Source organism: Methanothermobacter crinale, from assembly GCF_055397825.1.
Genome location: NZ_AP042450.1, coordinates 1,228,630 through 1,244,333 on the forward strand (window position 1 = coordinate 1,228,630; position 15,704 = coordinate 1,244,333).

Below are 15,704 nucleotides of genomic sequence, written 5' to 3' on the forward strand. Positions count from 1 at the left end.
TTTTAGAGATGATAAGATGTATAAAATGTGGAACTGAGTATGGGTTGGATGAGATAATATACACTTGTAGAGAGTGTGGCTCGATACTCGAGGTCATAATAGAACCTAGGGTTTCAAGGGATGTTTTTGAGAGTAGAAAAGAGACAATGTGGAAGTATAAAGAATTCATGCCAGTTGATGAATCAAAGATAGTAACACTTCAAGAAGGTGGGACACCCCTTATAAAATGTGATAATATAGGAAAGGATCTTGGGGTGAAATTATATGTTAAATTTGAAGGTGCTAATCCAACAGGAAGCTTCAAAGATAGGGGTATGAGCGTTGGTATAACCAAAGCCCTCGAGTTGGGGGTTAAGAGTGTTGGCTGCGCCTCGACAGGGAACACTTCAGCTTCCCTGGCCGCATATGCTGCGAGGGCCAACCTTGACTGTTTAGTGCTTCTGCCACAGGGTAAAGTCGCTCTTGGCAAGCTTGCCCAAGCCATGTTCCATGGTGCCCGGGTTTTATCTGTTAAGGGTAATTTTGATGAAGCTCTCGAGGCTGTGACAAGCCTTGCCTTGATGGGTGAAGTTTACCTTCTCAATTCTGTGAATCCTTTCCGTTTAGAGGGCCAGAAGTCCATCGGCTTTGAAATAGTTGATGAGTTGGGTTGGAGATCCCCTGATCGCATTATATTGCCGGTGGGTAATGCAGGTAACATCTCGGCGATATGGAAGGGTATAAACGAATTCTACCGAGCTGGTTTTATTGATGAGAGGCCTATGATGACTGGTATACAAGCTGAGGGTGCTTCCCCGATTGTTAACGCTTTTAAGAGGGGTGAGATGAAGATAGAAGCTGTTGAGAATCCTGAAACTGTTGCGACAGCTATACGTATAGGGGCTCCTGTAAGTTATCTTAAGGCTCTTAGAGCTATTTATGAGTCTGAGGGTCTTGCAGAGTCTGTGAGCGACGAGGAGATTTTGGAGGCTCAGAAGCTCCTGGCGAGAAAAGAAGGTGTAGGTGTTGAGCCGGCTTCAGCAGCTTCCATAGCTGGCCTTATAAGGTTGTTGGACGATGGTAAGATTGACAAGGGGGAGGAAATCGTCTGCATAGCAACTGGCCACCTTCTAAAAGATCCTGACACCGCTATAAGGGCATGTGAGGAGCCCATGGAAGTTGAAGCTGATATAAACAGCCTATTGGCGGTTATAAGGGAAAAGGCCAGTTTTGGGTAAATTTGTCTTTTTTGGTTGTCCCTTTTCATGGAACTCTCCCATAGCCTATTGTTTTTTATAAAATCTTGGATGATAATATCTATCATCATATCATGGGCGAAAAGTTCATAGTTGGCCCTGAGAATCTGCAAAATTGCCGATATATTTATATAGAAGTAGTTTAATAGATGATATTTGTAAATATGAGGTGGTTGGTTATGGAATTGCCAATAGCCCCTATTGGGAGAATCATAAAAAATGCCGGTGCCGAGAGAGTTAGTGATGATGCAAGAGAAGCACTAGCAAAGGCCCTAGAAGCAAAAGGTGAAGAGATAGCAGCAGCGGCCATAAAATTCGCAAAACACGCTGGTAGAAAAACTGTTAAAGCAGAGGACATAGAATTAGCCGTTAAAAGGATATAAGCTCTTTCTTCTTTTATTTTTTCTTTTGCCGGGGAAAGTTTTATAAACAATAAAACTAAAATAACTATGATTACTCCTAGTTTTTTTATTAGAAAAATTTTATATATTCCCATAATATAAAAGGGTACTCACCAGTTTAGAGTATTGCCGATGGATGGTATCCAAACCAGATGAAAAAGGAGGTAATATTTTATGGCAAAGCCAATCTACGTAAAATTCGACGTACCGAAAGAATTAGCCGACAAAGCCGCTGAAGCATTAGAGATAGCGAGAGACACGGGTAAAATAGCTAAGGGGACCAATGAGGTCACTAAAGCAGCTGAGAGAGGAGTCGCACGACTCATTCTAATAGCTGAGGATGTTGACCCGCCAGAGATAGTAGCACATCTACCAGTCCTTGCAGAAGAAAAAGAAATACCCTACGTATACGTGCCCACAAAGGACGAACTAGGAACAGCCGCGGGCTTAAACGTTCCCTCAGCATCAGCATGTATAATAGACCCTGGAGAATCGGAAGAACTAATAAAAGAAGTGGTAGAGAAAGTCGAAGAACTCAAAAAATAGACTAGGTGATAATATTGGAAGAAGCAACCCCTGCAGAAGTCATTGAAGTCCTAAAAAGGACCGGGATGACAGGGGAAGTACTACAAGTAAAATGTAGAATACTAGAAGGAAGAGACAAAGGCAGAATACTCACCAGAAACGTGATGGGACCAGTAAGAGAAGGCGACATACTAATGCTACTGGACACCATTAGAGAAGCCAAAGAAATCAAAGCACCATAAGGTGTGAAGTTATGAGAACATGCACATTCTGTAACGAAGAAATAGAACCAGGAACCGGGAAAATGTTCGTGAAAAGAGACGGTACAGTATACTTCTTCTGCAGCAGCAAATGCGAAAAAAACATGCTAAAACTCAAAAGAGTCCCCAGGAAAACCAAATGGATCACAAAGAAAAAACAATAGTGATACCATGGAGAGGACATTCATAATGTTAAAACCAGACGCCATCCAAAGAAGACTAACAGGAAAAATCATAACACGACTCGAAGAAAGAGGACTTAAAATAGTCGCCGCAAAAATGTTAAATGTTACAAGAGAACTCGCAATGAAACACTATCAAGAACACAAGGACAAAACATTCTTCAACGACCTCATAGACTACATAACATCCGCACCAGTACTAGCACTAGTAATAGAAGGGGAAAACAGTATAGAATTGACAAGGAAGATCGTCGGAGCCACCAACCCCCAAGAAGCAGACCCAGGCACCATAAGAGGAGACTTCGCACTCCAAACAGGGAGAAACATAATACACGCCTCAGACTCGCCAGAATCCGCTAAAAGAGAAATAAAATTATTCTTCAACGAAGATGAAATCCACGATTACACCATGCCAGATGAAAAAATAATATACGAATCTGGAGACTAAACAGATGAAAATAAGGTCGCCCATAGTATCAGTCCTAGGCCATGTGGACCATGGCAAAACAACCCTACTAGACCATATTAGGGGTACTGCCATAGCCACAAGAGAAGCAGGGGGCATAACACAACATATAGGGGCGACGGAAATCCCAATAGAAACAATAAAAGAAATATGCGGCGAATTCCTTGAAAGATTCTCCATAAAAGAGAAACTACCCGGCCTATTTTTCATTGACACACCAGGCCATGAAGCATTCACAACCCTCAGGAAAAGGGGAGGAGCCCTAGCAGACCTCGCAATATTAATCGTTGACATCAATGAGGGCTTCAAGCCCCAAACCTATGAGGCGCTGAACATCCTTAAAATGTACAAGACTCCATTCATAGTCGCGGCGAACAAAATAGACAAAATCCCAGGGTGGCAAGCGCACGAAGACACACCATTCATGGACACATTCCCACTACAAGCCAGAAACGTCCAAGAGAAGCTTGAAACAAGAGTATATGAGCTTGTTGGCAGCCTCCACGAGGAAGGTTTTGCATCCGAACGTTTCGACAGGATAACAGATTTCACAAGCCAAATAGGAATCATACCCATAAGTGCGAAGACAGGTGAAGGCATTCCCGAACTTTTAACCATGCTCATGGGCCTTGCCCAACAATACCTTAAAAAGCAGCTAGAGATAGAACCCAACGCACCAGCCAAGGGCACGGTACTAGAAGTTAAAGAAGAAAAAGGATTGGGGACAACATTAGACGCCGTTATCTATGATGGTATAATCAGAGACAATGACAAAATAGCCCTAATGACCACAGATGATATTATAACTACGAGGATAAGATCACTACTAAAACCAAAACCGCTCGAAGAGATGAGAGAAACCCGGAGAAAATTCCAAAAGGTAAATGAGGTGGTGGCTGCCGCTGGTATAAAGATAGTGGCTCCGAATATAGATGATGTCATCCCTGGCTCGCCCTTGAGGGTTATCCGAGATGATATAAAATCTATAAAGGATGAGCTACAAAAAGAAATAGAGGACGTTAAGATAGCCACAAAGGATGAGGGCATAATCGTCAAAGCCGACACTCTAGGTTCCCTTGAAGCCATGATAAAACTCCTAGAAGATTTAAAGGTGCCTATAAAAACCGCTGATATAGGTGATATTTCAAGGAAGGATGTTATCAATGCACAGATTGCAAAACAAGAAAACGAACTTTATGGTGTCATAATAGCCTTCAATGTAAAGGTTCTACCATCCGCCATGGAGGAAATCAAAGCCTCAAAGGTAAAATTATTCCAAGGGAATGTGATCTACAAGTTAATAGAAGAATACGAGGAATGGATGGAAGAAATCAAGGAGAAACGGAAAAGGAAGTGGATGGAAGCTATCATAAGACCAGCTAAGATCAGGATAATACCTAAGCTAGTGTTTAGGCAGAGCAAACCAGCCATCGCAGGTATAGAAGTTCTCGCTGGGACGATAAAACAAGGCTACCCAATCATGACAAGTGAAGGCAAATCCCTTGGTAGAGTGGCTAGCATGCAAGACAGGGGCGAAAGCAGAAAATCCGCTTCAACAGGGCAGAAATTAGCCATGGCAATAACTGACGCCATATTCGGGAAGAACGTCCATGAGGGTGACATACTTTACGTGGACATCCCTGAAAAACATTATAAGATCCTCACAGACAAACTCAAAGGAGATCTTACCGAGGAAGAATATGATACACTCCAGGAAATAGCTAACATCAAAAGGAAAAAGGATCCAACATGGGGGATCTAAAAAAATAGTATGGGAGGGAGATGACACAGTGACTTTCAAGATAGTAATCTCCGATAAGGAAAAAAGCATACAAATGGAAGCTGACCCTTCACAGGAGAGAAAACTCATAGGACTCGCGATAGGTGACGAATTTGAAGGTTCAATAATAGGACTGAAAGGTTACAAATTAAAAATAACCGGTGGGAGCGACAAGGACGGTTTCCCTATGAGAAAAGATATACCAGGTCCTAGGCGGGTTAGAAGCCTAGTATCAGCCGGTCCAGGTTACAGGCCGAAGCGTAAAGGTGAAAGAAGACGTAAAACCTTGAGGGGTAATGTAATATCCGAGGATATTGTGCAAATAAACACTGTAATAACCAAGAGGGGTGATAAGCCCCTTGAAGAACTTATAAGTGCCGAGGAAGAATAAAAAAGAACCTAATAGGTGCATCCTTGTGAAAAAACAATCCGAAATAAACATCGGCCTCGTGGGACACGTCGACCATGGGAAGACAACACTCACAAAGGCCCTGTCAGGGGTGTGGACAGACACCCATAGCGAAGAGACGAAAAGGGGAATATCCATCCGCTTAGGATATGCGGATATAACATTTAGGAAGTGTCCCAATTGCCCGCCACCCCAATCCTACACAACAAAGGAAAAATGTGAACATTGCGGTTCCAAGACGGAATTCTTAAGGAAAGTATCATTTGTAGACGCGCCAGGCCATGAAACCCTCATGGCAACAATGTTATCCGGCGCCGCTATCATGGATGGTGCAATACTCGTGATAGCCGCCAACGAACCTTGTCCACAGCCGCAGACAAAAGAACATCTCATGGCCCTCGACGTCATAGGAGTTAAGGATGTTATCGTAGTCCAGAACAAGATAGACATAGTATCAAAAGAAAGAGCCCTAGAAAACTATAAGGAAATCAAAGAGTTCGTGAAGGGCACATGTGCGGCTGACGCCCCAATAATACCAGTATCAGCCCAACAGGGAGCTAACATCGACATATTAATCCAAGCAATAGAAGAAAACATTAAAACACCAAAAAGAGACCTTAAAAAACCGGCAAGGATGTATGTGGCCCGTTCTTTTGATATAAACAAGCCAGGAGCCACCCCAGACCAACTAAAGGGTGGAGTTATCGGAGGGTCGCTTATACAGGGCAAATTCCGGGTCGGGGACGAGATAGAGATAAAACCTGGCATACAACTCAAGAAGGATGGTAAAACATCATGGAACAGCCTCTATTCAGAGATTGTGGGATTAGTTGCGGGTGGAGAGCCAATGGAAGAAGTTGGACCAGGAGGCCTTGTAGGTGTGGGCACCAAATTAGACCCATCACTTACAAAGGCAGATTCCCTCTCAGGTTCAGTAGTTGGTGAACCAGACACTCTGCCACCTGTCAGGCATAATCTCACTATCGAAACACATCTATTAGAGAGAATCGTTGGTACAGAAGAGGAGGCGAAGGTTGAACCTATAAGGACAAATGAACCCCTCATGATCAACGTGGGAACAACAACCACTGTAGGTATTGTAACCTCTGCTAGGGAAAATGACGCTGATATCACATTGAAGTTACCAGCCTGTGCCGAGGATGGTCAAAGGATAGCACTATCAAGGCGGGTAGGTGCAAGATGGAGGCTGATAGGCTATGGTATCATCAAATAGGATCATCCTTGATACAAATTTTTTATGATACCATCCCAGTTCAGGGTTGATATCATCTCTGAACTGGAAAGAATAGCGCCCAATGGCGAATTTATCATTCCATCATTCATAATAGACGAACTTGAAACGATTAAAAGAAAATCCAGGGGAAAGGACAAAATTGCCGCGCGTATAGCCCTCAGATTGGCGAAGGAGGGGCCGTTCAAGATAGTAAACTTCCCCTTGAAGGAGGGTGAAAGTGTGGATGACGCGCTTATACGCTTATCCGACATCCTCTGCACAAATGATAAAGAACTTAGAAAAAAAGCGCGCAAAAAAGGCGTGCCAGTCATTTACTTGCGACAAAAAAAATATCTAACCACCAACGGATACATATCATAAAATAAAATGGGAGGGAAAGAGTATGAATCTCTGGAAGGATATTAAACCGGGACCTTCAATCCCCGAGGTCGTATATGCCATAATCGAAATACCAAAAGGTTCAAGAAACAAGTACGAATATGACAAGGACTTGGAAGCCTTTTCACTCGACAGGGTGTTATATTCACCATTCTTCTACCCTGCAGATTATGGTATAATACCACAGACATTATATGATGATGGGGACCCTATGGACATCCTTGTACTTATAGATGAGGCCACATTCCCTGGTTGCATCATAGAATCAAGGCCAATAGGACTGATGAAGATGATTGACAGCGGCGACCAAGACGATAAGATATTAGCAGTGCCTGTCAACGACCCCCACTATGAGGATGTGAATGATATCACAGATGTCCACCCACATATTCTAAAAGAGATAGCCCACTTCTTCAAGGAATACAAGAAACTTGAAGATAAAAACACTGAGATAATCGGATGGGAAAACCGTCAAAAGGCATTAGATGCGGTTATCCACTCAGTGGAACTATACAAAGAAAAATACTTAAAATAGAATTTAGATAAGGGGGATACCTTGTATTATAAAACAAAGATCGTAGACACGGTTAGAATACCACCACACCGTTTTGAAGAGCCCCTAGAAGAGGTTACATTCGACATACTCAATGAAACATATGTAGGCAAGATGGATAAAAAACTTGGACAAATGCTCACAGTAACGGACATAGAAGACATAGGAATAGGCAAGGTCATAATGGGTGACGGGGCCGCCTACCATGAAGTAACATTCAACGCACTCTTTTTCAAACCAGAACTCCAAGAAGTGGTTGAGGGTGAAGTGATCGAGATAACCAACTTCGGCGCATTCGTGAGGATAGGCCCCATGGATGGTCTAGTGCATGTTTCACAGGTTACAGACGACTACATAACATATGAGGCCAAGAAGCGCGTCTTAATCGGTAAAGAGACCAACAGGAGACTCGAAGAAGGCAACCGTGTGAGGGCTAGGGTAGTCTCATTAAGCCTTAAAGAAGAGGGGAAGATAAAAATAGGCCTCACCATGAGACAGCCAGGGCTTGGGAGGCTTGAATGGATCGAAGAAGAAAAGAGGAAGAGTAAAAAATGACGCTCAAAGCTTGCACCAAGTGTAAAAGGATCACAGAGGAAGAACATTGCCCAGATTGTGGAGGAGCAACATCTACCAATTGGAGTGGATTGCTCATCATAATCAACCCTGAAAAGTCCAGGATAGCCAGGGAACTGGCCATTAACAAACCTGGTGAATATGCGCTGAGGGTCAGATAAAGTGTTAATCTTACCAAAAAAATTAAGGAAAAAATTAAAGGAACCATTCGGTAGACTATACCCATCACCTAAAGAGGCGCTCATACCAGAGGGTGCATTCATAATCTCAGTAGGTGATGTTACAACACATAGACTACTCCAGACAGGTTTAAAACCCCACCTAGCCATAATAGATAATCGTGTTCAGAGAAAAACCTCAAAATACAAGATCCGATATGATGCCAAAATCCTAAAATGTGAAAACCCCCCAGGCACTATAACAGATGAACTCTGGACAATTATAAAAGAGGCCATCAAATCTGGAGATAATCACCTTATCATAGTAGATGGTGAAGAGGATCTTGCAGTTTTACCATCAATCATATTAGCACCAACAGATGCCATCATATTATATGGACAACCCAATGAGGGGGTTGTCCTAGTCAAAGCAGAGAAGATGAAGCAAAAAGCAGAAAATCTAATTAGAGAATTTAAGGAGGTAAAAGCAGATGGAGATCAGAATAACCGATGAAAAGGAGAATCCACTCCTTGCAAGGACTGAGATAAAATTTGAATGTTTATATCAGGGAGAGCCAACACCAAAAATACTCGAAGTTAAAAAGAAGCTAGTTGCTATGCTAAACTCTGATAAAGATCTTCTTGTTGTAGACACTCTAAGACCCTACTTTGGAGAGGGTAAAGCCAAAGGATATGCCAAACTTTATCAAGACAAGAAAGCACTAGAAAAGATCGAACCAGAACATGTCATAGAAAAGAACCTAGAGAAGAAAGTGGAAGCTGAGGGAGAAGAATGAGCAAATATAAATTATATGAAGTTAAAGATGACAAGATCAAGAGAAAGAACCCGTTTTGTCCCAGATGTTCAAGTGGAGTTTTCATGGCCGACCATGGGGACAGATACGCGTGTGGAAGATGCGGGTATACACAATGGAAAAACAGGTAGAGGATGGAGGATAATTGAACCTTAGAGGCGGCAGACTGCAAAAAAAAATGGATGAAGAAGCTGCCAAATTCACATCATCCCTAGAATCCGACCACCACATATTCTACGCCGATATAAAATGTAACATAGCCCATACTAGGATGCTAGCCCGAGAGGGCATAATAGACGAAAAAACAGCCCATAAGATAATAAAAGTCTTGGAAGAACTTGGAAAAGAGGGTATAAAAGCTCTAAAATTGGATCCATCAGTTGAAGACATCCACATGGCCATAGAGGAATACGTCACGGAAAAGATAGGTGAAGAAGCCGGTTTCATGCACACAGGGAAATCAAGAAACGACCAGGTAGCAACAGACCTCAGACTCGCCCTCAAAGAAAAAATACGAGAAATACAAAAAGAATTACTAAATTTCATCAAAGTCTTGGTTAGGATGGCTGAAGACCATAAAGAGACTATAATGGTAGGCTATACACACCTCCAACACGCCCAGGTCACGACCTTCGCCCACCACCTGCTCGCATACGCCCATGCATTTAAAAGAGATTATGAACGCTTGAAAGACACTTACAAGAGAGTTGATGTTAACCCCTTGGGTTCAGCGGCCTTGACAACAACTAGCTTCCCAATAAACAGAAAACTTACAACAAGATTACTAGGATTTAGTGATTACATGGAAAATTCAATGGATGCTGTAAGTAGCCGGGACTTCATAGCAGAGACCATATTTGACCTTTCAATGATAGCCGCGAACTTGAGCAGAATCTGTGAAGAGATGATACTCTGGAGCACCTACGAGTTCCGTCTAATCGAATTGGCTGATGAATTCTCATCAACCTCATCTATAATGCCCCAGAAGAAAAACCCAGATGTTGCTGAGATAGCCAGGGCCAGAACATCAAACCTCTACAGTAACCTTATGAGCGTCCTTGGAATTTTGAAGGGCCTACCATATACCTATAATCGGGATCTCCAGGAGATCACACCACACCTTTGGGATGCTCTGGGCACATGCTATGATATGATATGTATAGTTAGGAGAATGTTATCAACAGTTAAAGTGAACAGCGAGCGAGGTTTTGAACTTGCAGTTTCCAATTTTGCCACGGCAACCGACCTTGCAGATGCTATTGTAATGGAGAAGAAAATCCCTTTCAGGACAGCCCACCAAATCGTGGGACGCCTAATCAACCATGTTATAAAAGAAGGTCTAAGTCTATTAGATGTTAATTCAAGTCTAGTGGATAAGGTTAGTGAGGAGATCATAGGGGAAAAACTTGAACTGGATGATGATATTATAAGGAGAGCTCTTGACCCTCATGAGAATGTTAAGAGGCGGAATGTTCCAGGTGGACCATCCCCTAGGATGGTGGAAGCCTCTCTCAAAAAATTGGAGGCATATGTTAAAGACGAACTTGAATCATTAAAGTAATCTATATATATGTCATGTTATCTTATTCTATTGTATGGTAGCGAAAACAGATCCTCGTGTAATAGGACTCCTTGCAATAATTATAGGCATACTAATGATCATATACCCCTACCTTGTGGGCTATCTTGTAGGTATCTTCTTGATTGTCTATGGTATATTAAAGTTCTTTGAATAGGCCCAGGATAAGGGTTAGCGCCTCTCCAGGTTCTAATATCCCGGCGCGTGTCTCCCTCAGTATCCTTTGTATTGAGTAGCGTCTAAAATGTGGGAATCTCCTGTGAACTTCACCTAGGAGGGGGCAGCCGAAAACCTGGGATCCTTTGATATTGAATTTTGAAACCACGCCTTTTACTTCCTGTTTAGATGCTGCGAGGAGGGCTGGGAGGTTTAACCTTAAAATATCATCCACTTGGTTTATAGCTTGGGACGAGGTTGGTAGTAGATCGCCAAATATGACAATCTTAATATCATGATCTCTGGCATAATCTAGTATTTTATCATTTAACTTCTTGGAACATCTTCCACATGGGTGGAATCTCCCCTCAAGGGCCTCTTTTATAAGATCTGAAAAATCAACCTTAATATATTCGTGATTTATTTTTAATTTCTTGGATAGTCTTTTTATGTTTTCTTTAACATGTCCTGGTAGTATTATGGTCCCAGGGTCTACTGTTATGGCTTTCACTTTAAAACCGAGGTTTTTCGCGATTATGGTGGAAAAGCTGCTGTCAACTCCACCAGATAATGCCACTATAACTTCTTCATTCAGATCTTCAAACTTATATTCTAGAGGGTCAAATTCTGGGATTTTATCCAGCCTTTTTTGTAGAAGATCCCTGAAAACCTTGAGTTGGTCTGGGAATATTCCCTCTCTTATTAAAGATTCTATTTTATTTAGTGAAAGTTTTATCCTATACTTTTTCAAGATTAGATCAGTATAAGCTTCAACATGGACTCTGCCAATCCCAAGGGCTTCTTTGAGCCTGCCAACAACCCATCCCCCCTTCCCTATTATAACAGATTTATCTGATCTGTCAGGGGCTATTATGATGAGCTCATCTTTTTCCTTGTTGAAAATAGTCTCTTTGATGTTCACATCAACCCTTTCATGGCCTATTTCTTCTCTAAGTTCTTCTATCATCTTCTTTAAATATGAAGACTCCATATAATATAATAGAGGGATGACAAATAAATAAGATCCCTAAAAAATAAGACCCCCCTAGAGAGTATCATATTAAGATTATGAGGAAAGGTGACATTGTAATGCCAGATATTAGAAGCCTCCTCTTCGGGGATAGAGAGGAAGAATGGATCCGTAAAAGGGAAACCGAGAATATAATAATAGGTTATGGTTATAAGAAGTTCAGTAAGCCCCCAATTATAGGTAAAAACCCCCTTATAAGATCTAATACTGTTATCTATAATGATGTGACCATCGGCGACAACCTCCGCACAGGCCATAATGTGTTGATCCGTGAAAAGACAACAATTGGAGACGATGTCCTTATAGGTACCAACACCGTCATAGAGGGCCATTCCAAGATCGGGGATAACGTTAGCATACAATCCAATGTTTACTTGCCGAAAAAAAGTTACATCGAGGATAATGTCTTCATAGGGCCATGTGCTTGTTTCACCAATGACAGATACCCTGTGAGGGTTAAATATAAACTTAGAGGCCCCATAGTAAGGGAGGGGGCGTCTATAGGTGCTAACACGACCTTCCTCTCGAATATTGAGGTTGGAGAAGGGGCCATAGTAGCCGCTGGTGCTGTTGTCACGAGGAATGTGCCCCCATGGTCACTTGCCATAGGAGCCCCTGCAAAAATCAAGGCACTACCACCAAAACTGAAAGTACCTAACAGAATATGAAAAGAGAGTAATAGTGGATTGACCCCACTATGTGTTCATTCTCTTGAATATAATCCTATCATCTGTGTTTTTTCGATTATATGCCCTTCCATGGCCTCTAGAAGCTCCTCTTTGGATGTCTCGGGTTCAAGGTCGAGGCTCGTGTCAAGAGCATATAATTTGAAGAAGTATCTATGCACACCAAATGGTGGGCATGGACCACCATATCCTATACGCCCAAAATCGTTAAATCCTTGTATGATCCCGTTTTCTAATTCTCCGACTTTTTCAACACCCTCTGGGAGACCGTTAAGTTCTGGTGGTATGTTGAATATCAGCCAGTGCGTCCAGGTTTTGGATGGTGCATCTGGATCATCTGATATTAGAGCGAGTGTAACAGTCCCCTCTGGTATGTCCTCCCAAATGAGTGGTGGTGAAATATCTTCACCATCACAAGTATACTTTTTCGGTATTCTCTCTCCATCATTAAAGGCAATGCTTCTAATCTTCAACATGTATACCCCCTAATGTATATTTTATCCTACACATGAATAATATTATGATGAATCATAAAATAAATGTGCCCTCTGATAATAGTATTTTTGTAGAAACCCAAGCCTATCTTAAACTTAAAAATGTGCTAGAAGATTTGAAGTATGAGAAGGGGAACATAGTACATGTTATAGGCACTCCCGGCACTGGTAAATCAGCGAACATTTACCGGGCCATAGATGAGCTTGGACTTAGGGTATATGATGTGGAATGCCACTTAGAGAACTTGTCAGCAACCCCACAAGAAGTTTTCAAGACCATAATAGATAATATTAAGAGATCATTGGATGTTAACAGTGCAGATGAAGCTTATAGGCGCCTTTCAACCTTTGACGCTGTTTTGTTCGCTGACAAGTTCCATGACAGTCACTTTTTGAAAGATGATGTTCATGGTTTCAGTGAATGGACTCTGAAATCAAGGAAAACCCCAATTTTTTATCTGCTCTGCATCAAAGAATACCTAAAATACAGGAAGGAGTTCAAGGATCTTAACATCATATTCCAGACAGCATGGCGACTAAAAATAGGGGATAAAAAGTATGATATCTTCACAGACATCCCCATTATTTCAAGGATACTCTCAAAGATCCTAGGGATGATATTCAAAGTAGTCAGGATAGAATACACACCTGAGGAAACAATCAAAATCGTGAAGGCGCACTTAAACGTTGAAGAGGAGAAAATAAAAAAATATATCAAAGTTTATGGTTGCAGACCCCGTTATATACTAGACAAGGTTAAAAAAGTTTAATATTATTGGTGATACATGAATGTTAAAGGCGCTTTTAAGGTCAACTAGGATCACTTGGACGGCTAAGAATATTCATATGTACCTTCTTGCCCTTACCTATGCTCATGAATATAATTTGGCCTTCAATCCATTGGAGTTCCTCTCAGGGCTTGTTATCGTATCAATACTCTGGGGTGGACTTTATTCCCTTAATGATCTTACAGATATTGAAGTTGACAAGAGGGATAGACTGAAATCTGACAGGCCATTCATAGGAGGAGATGTAAAACCAAAGATGGTTGTATTATTTATATCGGCCTTAATAGTATTCTCACTGGCGTCTTCAATGTTTTTAAACCCGGTCTTCACTATAATACTCCTCTTGATGGTTTTAAACCAGCTTTTATATACTTTACCCCCCTTGAGGTTGAAGGAAACATCTCTTGCACCATTAAATAGCACAGCCATTAACAATATTCTAAGATTAGCTTCTGCAAGCCTACTATTGGGGGATCTTTCTGTAGTCCCAGCCAGTATTTACATTTTAATGTTTACAGCAGGGCTGGGAACATACCTCATGTACAAGAAGAAATTAAAGGAAACAACTATAGTATCTATAATATTCTTTTTAATCTTATATTATGCATATCATAGTCATGATATTAGTCTTTCACAGATCCTAATAGTGATATTACCATCCTTTATGGCGACAATACCGTTATATCTTTCTAATATAATGGAAAGGGAGAAAATGATCAGATTAGCTGATATAACATATCATAGAATGTTATCTGTCTTTTATCTGGCTTGTATAATCATCCTACTCCTCCTAAAATAGTTTTCCAAGTTTTAAGAGGGCTCTTGGTGAAACCTTCACTAACTTTTTAACAAGTTCTGTTGTGCTTATCTTCTCAAATTCCACATCCTTAAAGGCTTCTGCGATTGAGTCAAGCTCCTTGTCACTGAGACTTAACATGTAATCTTTCACCTTAAGATACTTATCGATCTCTTTACCTATACTATCATAGGATAGTTTCTCATATTCTCTGAGCCTGCCCTTTGAAGTGTCATCATCTTTTATGGCCTCAGCCGCAACTTTACCTGCTAGCATGCCCCCTGTCATCCCAGATATTATACCCCCACCCGTTAGTGGGTTAACTTGGCCTGCGGCATCACCCACAACCATCAGACCATCAGTTACTAGTTTTTTTGGCATTCCACCTACCGGGTCCCCGCCTATATTCAACTCGACTGGTTGGGCGTCCTTTGTGGCTGGACAATCCTCCACAAATTCTAGAAGGTGCTCATATGCGCTCTTATTGGTCTTGGTTGAAAGGACGCCAAGTCCTACGTTAGCTATGTCATCCCCCTTTGGGAATATCCAAGCATAACCCCCAGGGGCGACACTCCCAAAGTAGAATTCTATGCAATGGTTATCCTCCATTTCAACCCCTACCATCTCAAATTGAGCTGCTGATTCCATGTCCTTTGGTTTAGCGGCGGTTTTGAGACCAGCCCACCTTGCAACCCTTGATTCGGGTCCGTCAGCCGCTATGATTATACGCGCTTTTATCTGGAATTCCTCTCCCATTGTCTCGAGGTTCACGACGTAACCATCATCATCTTTTCGCTCCAGGCTCCTTGCAAGGGTTTTTATCATGATCTTTGAACCGGCCCTGGCAGCGTCCATTGCCATGTGCTTGTCAAAGACTTTCCTTTCTAGTATGTAGCCAGCCTCTGGGAGTTCAACCCTATCAGATGTTAACCAGACACTGGTACCATTAGGTGATACGAGGCGCACACCCTCTATTTTCCTGGTTATCCACTGTGGGTTGGGTTTTATCCCGAGGGATTCTAGTCCACCCATGGAAACCCCTTCTGCACAACGTTTAGGCGCGCCTATCTCGGACTTTTTATCTACTAGGATTACATCAGCTCCTCCGAGGGCCGCGTGTTTAGCCGCGGTTGAACCTGCTGGGCCGGCGCCTATTACAAGTACGTCTGTTCTGATCATCTGCTA

General features: G+C 42.0%; 24 protein-coding genes. 21 read left to right on the forward strand and 3 right to left on the reverse strand.

What is annotated here, in order from left to right; genetic code table 11:
* The first annotated feature begins 8 nt into the window (after positions 1-8).
* The 18 genes from thrC to ACZ5XX_RS07165 all read left to right on the forward strand — a co-directional run bounded on the left by thrC (position 9) and on the right by ACZ5XX_RS07165 (position 10,726).
* Positions 9-1,217, forward strand: a complete 1,209-nt coding sequence (gene thrC / locus ACZ5XX_RS07080) for a threonine synthase (RefSeq protein WP_464583879.1) — start codon at positions 9-11, stop codon at positions 1,215-1,217.
* 197 nt (positions 1,218-1,414) lie between these two features.
* Entirely contained in the window at positions 1,415-1,618 is a 204-nt protein-coding gene (locus ACZ5XX_RS07085; protein ID WP_112094263.1) for a histone family protein, read from the forward strand.
* Positions 1,619-1,810: 192 nt separating this feature from the next.
* On the forward strand, positions 1,811-2,182 hold the full coding sequence (gene rpl7ae / locus ACZ5XX_RS07090) for a 50S ribosomal protein L7Ae (protein ID WP_464583881.1): 372 nt from the start codon (positions 1,811-1,813) through the stop codon (positions 2,180-2,182).
* A 14-nt stretch (positions 2,183-2,196) separates the two neighbouring features.
* Positions 2,197-2,403, forward strand: a complete 207-nt coding sequence (locus ACZ5XX_RS07095) for a 30S ribosomal protein S28e (RefSeq protein WP_112094261.1) — start codon at positions 2,197-2,199, stop codon at positions 2,401-2,403.
* An 11-nt stretch (positions 2,404-2,414) separates the two neighbouring features.
* The gene (locus ACZ5XX_RS07100) at positions 2,415-2,585 is read left to right on the forward strand and encodes a 50S ribosomal protein L24e (RefSeq protein WP_464583883.1); all 171 of its coding nucleotides are present in this window, start codon (positions 2,415-2,417) and stop codon (positions 2,583-2,585) included.
* Between the two features lie 7 nt (positions 2,586-2,592).
* Positions 2,593-3,051 (forward strand): nucleoside-diphosphate kinase, encoded by a 459-nt coding sequence (ndk, locus tag ACZ5XX_RS07105; protein ID WP_464583885.1) that lies wholly within the window; start codon positions 2,593-2,595, stop codon positions 3,049-3,051.
* A 4-nt stretch (positions 3,052-3,055) separates the two neighbouring features.
* Positions 3,056-4,831: a translation initiation factor IF-2 gene (gene infB / locus ACZ5XX_RS07110; protein WP_464583887.1), complete on the forward strand. Its 1,776-nt coding sequence runs from the start codon at positions 3,056-3,058 to the stop codon at positions 4,829-4,831.
* Positions 4,832-4,859: 28 nt separating this feature from the next.
* Positions 4,860-5,240, forward strand: coding sequence for a 30S ribosomal protein S6e (locus tag ACZ5XX_RS07115; RefSeq protein ID WP_464583889.1), 381 nt, complete (start codon positions 4,860-4,862; stop codon positions 5,238-5,240).
* 25 nt (positions 5,241-5,265) lie between these two features.
* A complete protein-coding gene (locus ACZ5XX_RS07120) occupies positions 5,266-6,492 on the forward strand; it encodes a translation initiation factor IF-2 subunit gamma (RefSeq protein ID WP_464586307.1) in 1,227 nt (408 codons plus the stop codon).
* Between the two features lie 24 nt (positions 6,493-6,516).
* A complete protein-coding gene (locus tag ACZ5XX_RS07125) occupies positions 6,517-6,873 on the forward strand; it encodes a type II toxin-antitoxin system VapC family toxin (RefSeq protein ID WP_464583892.1) in 357 nt (118 codons plus the stop codon).
* A 22-nt stretch (positions 6,874-6,895) separates the two neighbouring features.
* On the forward strand, positions 6,896-7,426 hold the full coding sequence (locus ACZ5XX_RS07130; RefSeq protein WP_464583895.1) for an inorganic diphosphatase: 531 nt from the start codon (positions 6,896-6,898) through the stop codon (positions 7,424-7,426).
* 21 nt (positions 7,427-7,447) lie between these two features.
* Positions 7,448-7,999 (forward strand): DNA-directed RNA polymerase, encoded by a 552-nt coding sequence (gene rpoE, locus ACZ5XX_RS07135; protein ID WP_464583897.1) that lies wholly within the window; start codon positions 7,448-7,450, stop codon positions 7,997-7,999.
* Complete coding sequence (spt4, locus tag ACZ5XX_RS07140; RefSeq protein ID WP_464583899.1) at positions 7,996-8,178, forward strand: transcription elongation factor subunit Spt4; 183 nt, start codon at positions 7,996-7,998, stop codon at positions 8,176-8,178. Before rpoE ends, spt4 begins: the two co-directional genes overlap by 4 nt.
* A 1-nt stretch (position 8,179) precedes the next feature.
* Positions 8,180-8,689, forward strand: a complete 510-nt coding sequence (locus tag ACZ5XX_RS07145; protein ID WP_464583901.1) for a GTP-dependent dephospho-CoA kinase family protein — start codon at positions 8,180-8,182, stop codon at positions 8,687-8,689.
* Positions 8,667-8,972, forward strand: coding sequence for a 30S ribosomal protein S24e (locus ACZ5XX_RS07150; RefSeq protein WP_464583903.1), 306 nt, complete (start codon positions 8,667-8,669; stop codon positions 8,970-8,972). Before ACZ5XX_RS07145 ends, ACZ5XX_RS07150 begins: the two co-directional genes overlap by 23 nt.
* On the forward strand, positions 8,969-9,121 hold the full coding sequence (locus ACZ5XX_RS07155) for a 30S ribosomal protein S27ae (protein ID WP_464583905.1): 153 nt from the start codon (positions 8,969-8,971) through the stop codon (positions 9,119-9,121). Before ACZ5XX_RS07150 ends, ACZ5XX_RS07155 begins: the two co-directional genes overlap by 4 nt.
* Before the next feature lie 14 nt (positions 9,122-9,135).
* A complete protein-coding gene (gene argH, locus ACZ5XX_RS07160; protein WP_464583907.1) occupies positions 9,136-10,551 on the forward strand; it encodes an argininosuccinate lyase in 1,416 nt (471 codons plus the stop codon).
* 34 nt (positions 10,552-10,585) lie between these two features.
* On the forward strand, positions 10,586-10,726 hold the full coding sequence (locus ACZ5XX_RS07165; RefSeq protein WP_464583909.1) for a DUF3096 domain-containing protein: 141 nt from the start codon (positions 10,586-10,588) through the stop codon (positions 10,724-10,726).
* On the opposite strand, the gene ACZ5XX_RS07170 is transcribed toward ACZ5XX_RS07165, so the two are convergent.
* Positions 10,709-11,716, reverse strand: coding sequence for a 7-cyano-7-deazaguanine synthase (locus ACZ5XX_RS07170; RefSeq protein ID WP_464583912.1), 1,008 nt, complete (start codon positions 11,714-11,716; stop codon positions 10,709-10,711). The genes ACZ5XX_RS07165 and ACZ5XX_RS07170 overlap by 18 nt on opposite strands.
* A gap of 77 nt (positions 11,717-11,793) precedes the next feature.
* Between ACZ5XX_RS07170 and ACZ5XX_RS07175 the strand changes: the two genes are divergently transcribed.
* Positions 11,794-12,423: an acyltransferase gene (locus ACZ5XX_RS07175; protein ID WP_464583914.1), complete on the forward strand. Its 630-nt coding sequence runs from the start codon at positions 11,794-11,796 to the stop codon at positions 12,421-12,423.
* Between the two features lie 35 nt (positions 12,424-12,458).
* Here ACZ5XX_RS07175 and ACZ5XX_RS07180 read toward each other — a convergent pair whose 3' ends face one another.
* Entirely contained in the window at positions 12,459-12,917 is a 459-nt protein-coding gene (locus tag ACZ5XX_RS07180) for a YbhB/YbcL family Raf kinase inhibitor-like protein (protein WP_464583916.1), read from the reverse strand.
* Positions 12,918-12,964: 47 nt separating this feature from the next.
* On the opposite strand from ACZ5XX_RS07180, the gene ACZ5XX_RS07185 reads away from it, so the two are divergent.
* Both ACZ5XX_RS07185 and ACZ5XX_RS07190 read left to right on the forward strand, forming a co-directional pair.
* Entirely contained in the window at positions 12,965-13,705 is a 741-nt protein-coding gene (locus tag ACZ5XX_RS07185) for an ATP-binding protein (RefSeq protein ID WP_464583918.1), read from the forward strand.
* 19 nt (positions 13,706-13,724) lie between these two features.
* Positions 13,725-14,522 carry a UbiA family prenyltransferase gene (locus tag ACZ5XX_RS07190; RefSeq protein WP_464583920.1) on the forward strand — a complete coding sequence of 266 codons (798 nt, stop codon included), beginning with the start codon at positions 13,725-13,727 and terminating at the stop codon, positions 14,520-14,522.
* Here ACZ5XX_RS07190 and ACZ5XX_RS07195 read toward each other — a convergent pair.
* On the reverse strand, positions 14,514-15,698 hold the full coding sequence (locus tag ACZ5XX_RS07195; RefSeq protein WP_464583922.1) for an NAD(P)/FAD-dependent oxidoreductase: 1,185 nt from the start codon (positions 15,696-15,698) through the stop codon (positions 14,514-14,516). The genes ACZ5XX_RS07190 and ACZ5XX_RS07195 overlap by 9 nt on opposite strands.
* Between the last annotated feature and the right edge of the window lie 6 nt (positions 15,699-15,704).

What these genes read in the sequence shown, in the direction of transcription:
- thrC (WP_464583879.1), top strand. Translation starts at nt 9, where the DNA reads ATGATAAGATGTATAAAATGTGGAACTGAGTATGGGTTGGATGAGATA.
- ACZ5XX_RS07085 (WP_112094263.1), top strand. Translation starts at nt 1,415, where the DNA reads ATGGAATTGCCAATAGCCCCTATTGGGAGAATCATAAAAAATGCCGGT.
- rpl7ae (WP_464583881.1), top strand. Translation starts at nt 1,811, where the DNA reads ATGGCAAAGCCAATCTACGTAAAATTCGACGTACCGAAAGAATTAGCC.
- ACZ5XX_RS07100 (WP_464583883.1), top strand. Translation starts at nt 2,415, where the DNA reads ATGAGAACATGCACATTCTGTAACGAAGAAATAGAACCAGGAACCGGG.
- ndk (WP_464583885.1), top strand. Translation starts at nt 2,593, where the DNA reads ATGGAGAGGACATTCATAATGTTAAAACCAGACGCCATCCAAAGAAGA.
- infB (WP_464583887.1), top strand. Translation starts at nt 3,056, where the DNA reads ATGAAAATAAGGTCGCCCATAGTATCAGTCCTAGGCCATGTGGACCAT.
- ACZ5XX_RS07125 (WP_464583892.1), top strand. Translation starts at nt 6,517, where the DNA reads ATGATACCATCCCAGTTCAGGGTTGATATCATCTCTGAACTGGAAAGA.
- ACZ5XX_RS07130 (WP_464583895.1), top strand. Translation starts at nt 6,896, where the DNA reads ATGAATCTCTGGAAGGATATTAAACCGGGACCTTCAATCCCCGAGGTC.
- spt4 (WP_464583899.1), top strand. Translation starts at nt 7,996, where the DNA reads ATGACGCTCAAAGCTTGCACCAAGTGTAAAAGGATCACAGAGGAAGAA.
- ACZ5XX_RS07150 (WP_464583903.1), top strand. Translation starts at nt 8,667, where the DNA reads ATGGAGATCAGAATAACCGATGAAAAGGAGAATCCACTCCTTGCAAGG.
- ACZ5XX_RS07155 (WP_464583905.1), top strand. Translation starts at nt 8,969, where the DNA reads ATGAGCAAATATAAATTATATGAAGTTAAAGATGACAAGATCAAGAGA.
- ACZ5XX_RS07165 (WP_464583909.1), top strand. Translation starts at nt 10,586, where the DNA reads ATGGTAGCGAAAACAGATCCTCGTGTAATAGGACTCCTTGCAATAATT.
- ACZ5XX_RS07170 (WP_464583912.1), bottom strand. Translation starts at nt 11,716, where the DNA reads ATGGAGTCTTCATATTTAAAGAAGATGATAGAAGAACTTAGAGAAGAA.
- ACZ5XX_RS07175 (WP_464583914.1), top strand. Translation starts at nt 11,794, where the DNA reads ATGAGGAAAGGTGACATTGTAATGCCAGATATTAGAAGCCTCCTCTTC.
- ACZ5XX_RS07180 (WP_464583916.1), bottom strand. Translation starts at nt 12,917, where the DNA reads ATGTTGAAGATTAGAAGCATTGCCTTTAATGATGGAGAGAGAATACCG.
- ACZ5XX_RS07185 (WP_464583918.1), top strand. Translation starts at nt 12,965, where the DNA reads ATGAATCATAAAATAAATGTGCCCTCTGATAATAGTATTTTTGTAGAA.
- ACZ5XX_RS07190 (WP_464583920.1), top strand. Translation starts at nt 13,725, where the DNA reads ATGTTAAAGGCGCTTTTAAGGTCAACTAGGATCACTTGGACGGCTAAG.
- ACZ5XX_RS07195 (WP_464583922.1), bottom strand. Translation starts at nt 15,698, where the DNA reads ATGATCAGAACAGACGTACTTGTAATAGGCGCCGGCCCAGCAGGTTCA.